5 protein-coding genes are annotated in these 3,944 nt (G+C 55.6%); 2 read left to right on the top strand and 3 right to left on the bottom strand.

What is annotated here, in order from left to right; genetic code table 11:
* The coding region (locus LKE08_RS00495; protein WP_324702231.1) for a glutaminase at positions 1-894 on the bottom strand (894 nt) is incomplete at its 3' end.
* A 502-nt stretch (positions 895-1,396) separates the two neighbouring features.
* On the opposite strand from LKE08_RS00495, the gene LKE08_RS00490 reads away from it, so the two are divergent.
* Positions 1,397-2,545 carry a peptidylprolyl isomerase gene (locus LKE08_RS00490; RefSeq protein WP_375341383.1) on the top strand — a complete coding sequence of 383 codons (1,149 nt, stop codon included), beginning with the start codon at positions 1,397-1,399 and terminating at the stop codon, positions 2,543-2,545.
* A 162-nt stretch (positions 2,546-2,707) separates the two neighbouring features.
* The gene (locus tag LKE08_RS00485; RefSeq protein WP_324702229.1) at positions 2,708-3,037 is read left to right on the top strand and encodes a hypothetical protein; all 330 of its coding nucleotides are present in this window, start codon (positions 2,708-2,710) and stop codon (positions 3,035-3,037) included.
* A 59-nt stretch (positions 3,038-3,096) separates the two neighbouring features.
* Here LKE08_RS00485 and LKE08_RS00480 read toward each other — a convergent pair whose 3' ends face one another.
* A complete protein-coding gene (locus LKE08_RS00480) occupies positions 3,097-3,546 on the bottom strand; it encodes a type II toxin-antitoxin system VapC family toxin (protein ID WP_324702228.1) in 450 nt (149 codons plus the stop codon).
* Between the two features lie 2 nt (positions 3,547-3,548).
* Entirely contained in the window at positions 3,549-3,800 is a 252-nt protein-coding gene (locus LKE08_RS00475) for a hypothetical protein (protein WP_324702227.1), read from the bottom strand.
* Positions 3,801-3,944: the final 144 nt, after the last annotated feature.

The raw sequence follows: 3,944 nt of genomic DNA, 5'->3' as shown, positions 1-3,944 counted from the left end.
CGCCATTTCCTCGATCAAAAATAATCCCGCCACGGAATTTCCCGCCGCGTCCAGGGGGGGAGAATAACAGGCGATCGCACCCCAACCCGGAACCACCGACAGCACCGCCCCACTCACCCCGGACTTGGTGGGGACACCCACCCGCACCGCAAACGAACCGGACGCCTCATATAATCCGCAGGTCATCATCAACGCCTTCACCTGCCGGCAACCCTCCGTCCAAGCCGGTTCGGGAGGTTCGAGCAACAACAGCCCCAATTGGGCCAGATCCGCCACCGTCCCCGACAGGCAGCAGATGTGATTGTAAGTGTCCAGAGTGAGAGTCGCATCCTCCACATAACCGGCCCGGGCCAACTCCGCCGCGATCGCCTGATTCCGGGAATTGGGAACCGATCGCACCGAAGCCAACAACTCCCCATCCAACTGCAGGTTACACCCCGCCGCACCATTCAACCAATCGCACAATAGCCGGCACCGAGTTGCCCCATCTTCCCCTGTAAGTAAACCCGCCAAAGCGATCGCGCCGCTATTGATCATCGGATTGCGGGGCCGTCCGCCGTCGATTTGCAACTGTTCCAGGGAATTGAACGGGCGATCGGACGGTTCCATCCCCAACCGGGCGAAAACCCGATCCGACCCCAACTCCACCAGCAAACGCAGCAGCAGAAACGGCTTCACCACGCTCATCAGCGGAAACACGCGATCGCGATCGCCACCGTCGTAAAATCGACCGTCCACCCCCAAAACCCGCACCGCTAACGCCCCCGGGTCGGCCGCCGCCAATTGCGGGATGTAGGTGGGGAGAGTCCCCTGCCGACTTCGAGATCTCGCCGCGATCGTCCAGCCTTCGAGTTGCGCCCGGTTCAAACTCAACCGTTTCGTGGGGGAATTCATGGGAAGCACTCCTAATATAGGAAACCTCGCCCCTTCAGACCGGGGCGGAAACCGATTCGCGACTTGAGTGACCTACAAAGTTGGCGCCGGGCGGTTTCTCGATTCAAATTTTCCAAACTCGGAGCGATAACCGTTCGGAGTCGAGAATCTTCATCCATTTTGGCTCAAATCACGGCAATTGGGCTTCTACCGGGCGACAAGGTGGGGTACGGGCGTCGGCACGATGAAAAAACAGCCAAAGATGGTAGCCTAGTAGGGACTCACGACCGGAGCCGAGCGATCGAGACACCGGACGGCAACTATCCCGTCCGACCCGGCAGACGAGTTGCAGGGGCGACTCTCCCGCTCAATTTCAAAACAGTTTTTCTGTGCGCGGGTACGCCCCCGATTTTCCGAGGCCGGCCCGCCAACCCGAAAGTGCCGACACTTCTAGGAAGAAGCAGGAAAAGAACACCGGAGTCACTTCGGGTCAGTTTCTTAGAACGGAAAAAAGTAATAATTTATGCTGAATTTGCCCAATTCGATCATGGATACCTGTAAGCGCTGGCTGAAAACCGGCATCCTCGCCCTGTTGCTGTGCGTCCTCTCCGTCGGACTCAGCGCCGCCTGGTGGGACTTCGGCGGAGATTCCGCGCCCAAACGAGAAAGCGTTTTACCCGCCGGAAACGCGATTACCGACGGCAAAGCCCTGCTGCGGTACGCCCTCCCCATCGACAACGAACCCATCCGCAAGGTTCAGGGAAGTTTGGAAGAAATTGCCGCCCGAATCCGGGGCAAGCGCTGGAGTCCGATCAAGGGCGATATCACGACGGCTTCCCGGGTTTTATCCACCGAAAAATCCGAGATTCTCGCGAGTATCCCCGAAGAACGTCACGCGGAAGCCGAAGCGATTATCGAGAAACTCAACGCCGAAATAGACACGTTGCGGGAAGCCCTCGATATCAAAGATGGCGAAACGCTCCTGGAAACCCGGGCGGAAATGTTGGCCCGGGTGAACGAAATTGAAGAATTGATGGTCACGGAATTTCCCTTTGAAGTGCCGTCCGAATATGCCGACCTCCCCCAACTCAAAGGCCGCGCCACCGTCGAAATGACCACCGACAAGGGGGATATCACCCTGGTGGTTGACGGTTACAGCGCCCCCGTGACGGCCGGAAATTTCGTCGATTTGGTACAGCGAGGATTCTACGACGGATTGACATTCATCCGTTCGGAACAGTCCTACGTCCTGCAAGCCGGCGATCCCCCCGGCCCCGACGAGGGATTTATCGACCCGGATACGGGCGAATATCGGGCCGTACCGTTGGAAATTTTGGTGCGCGGCGACGATGAACCCACCTACGGCATCACCCTGGAGGCGGCGGGCCGCTACCGCGATCAACCCGTCCTGCCCTTTTCCGCCTACGGAACCGTGGCGATGGCCCGCCCGGAAGCAGACCCCGACGGCGGTTCGTCCCAGTTCTTCTTCTTCTTGTTTGAACCGGAACTGACCCCCGCCGGACTGAATTTGCTCGACGGTCGCTATGGCGTTTTCGGATACGTGACAGAAGGCAAAGACGTGCTGGAGAAATTGGGTCAGGGCGACGCGATTCAATCGGCCAAGGTCGTCCGAGGCATCGAAAACTTGGTTGAACCCAAAAAGGCGGCTTGAGGCTCGGATTTGAGCTGATATCCGTTCGGGTCGGGGTGGCGATCGCTTCCGGCCCGAAATTTTTGACTGTGGTGCGATCGCGTTGTTGCGCTTTAGCGCCTCTGTCCGACAACTGCTATAAAATCTGTAAAGTTGCCATTTTAACTGCGAGTTGTGCCGACTATGGCTATTTTAGAATTAATTTCTGTCGCCGGTTTGGGTGTCTTGGTGGGATTATTATTGGTCAATATCAATACCAATCGGGAACAACAGCAACGGCTCGACAATGCCTTTTATCAGTTGATCGAATCCCAGGACGGCCGCGTTTCTCTGATTCAACTGGCGGCTGTGGCGCGGGTGAGTGCCGACGTCGCCCAACAGTATTTGGACAAACAGGCGGGGGTGTTCGCCGCCATTCCGGAACTCGACGAAGATGGCAACACCTTTTATCAGTTTCCCCGGTTGCGGCTTCCGAAACAGGTCCCGCCGCCGCGCCGCGAAAGCGACTGGTGAGGGATTCAGATGGGTGTCCCGATCATCTCCTGTCGGGGGGTGGATAAGCGGTCGAATCATCAGAGCGATCGCCAGGATTCTAAAGAGAGTTCTTTGACTGCTTGCATCCGTTGAAAATCGCTGTCGCCGGAAACAATTGTGAGTCCGTTTCGTAGGGCGATCGCGGCAATCCACAGGTCATTTTCCCCAATCCCCAAATTTTCGATCCGGGTTTTTCTGCGCTTCTTTTTTTCTTTCGGGCCGAAATGATCTAAAATTTCCGCCTTGAATTGAGCGTAAATGTCGGCGGTTTCTTCATCAATAAAATAGATAACAATATCTTGTAGAAACGATTTGACCCGTGCCAAGTTCCGGGCTTTTTGTTCGGAATTGTAAGCCATGTAAAGCAATTCGGCTTGCACGATAACGCAGGTAGAAACTTGAGATTCTCCGACTTCGACAATACGGTTGATGACTGTCGCATCTCCCTGAATGATGCGGCTACAAGAGTTGGTATCTAGCAGGTACACAATTAAAACTCCAGAGGGCGGCGAGTTTCGTACACCATTTTTAGACAATCTTCCAGGTCATTGCCAGACCAAGTTCCGGCGTGCCTGAGTAAAGAGCAACCCGAACCGGAACGAAAGCTGGGGGGGGTTTCTGGAGGTGGGGATTGGGGTGGTTCTGAGAGAACGGTTACTCGCACTTTGCATCCGGCAAAGGTGTCGGAACGGGCGATCATTTCTTCCCAAGTTCCCTCCATTTCGATCCGTTTTTCGGACATGGAATTGCCTCCTTATCTGTTGCGATCGCATTCATTGTAGCATCATGTAACCAATCCCCGCGAAGACAACGCCACCAGAGTTTGATCAAGCTTTTGAGCTTGTTCTGGCGTGGGGTTAAGCTTGCAAACTATCGTCAACGTTTG

Source organism: Lyngbya sp. CCY1209 (genome assembly GCF_035615495.1).
Classification (GTDB): domain Bacteria; phylum Cyanobacteriota; class Cyanobacteriia; order Cyanobacteriales; family Microcoleaceae; genus Limnospira.
Note: the sequence above shows the minus strand (reverse complement) of the source record. Positions and strands in the feature narration are given on the sequence as shown.

Excerpts from the sequence above, each read along its gene's own strand:
- LKE08_RS00490 (WP_375341383.1), top strand. The coding sequence starts at position 1,397 with ATGCTGAATTTGCCCAATTCGATCATGGATACCTGTAAGCGCTGGCTG.
- LKE08_RS00485 (WP_324702229.1), top strand. The coding sequence starts at position 2,708 with ATGGCTATTTTAGAATTAATTTCTGTCGCCGGTTTGGGTGTCTTGGTG.
- LKE08_RS00475 (WP_324702227.1), bottom strand. The coding sequence starts at position 3,800 with ATGTCCGAAAAACGGATCGAAATGGAGGGAACTTGGGAAGAAATGATC.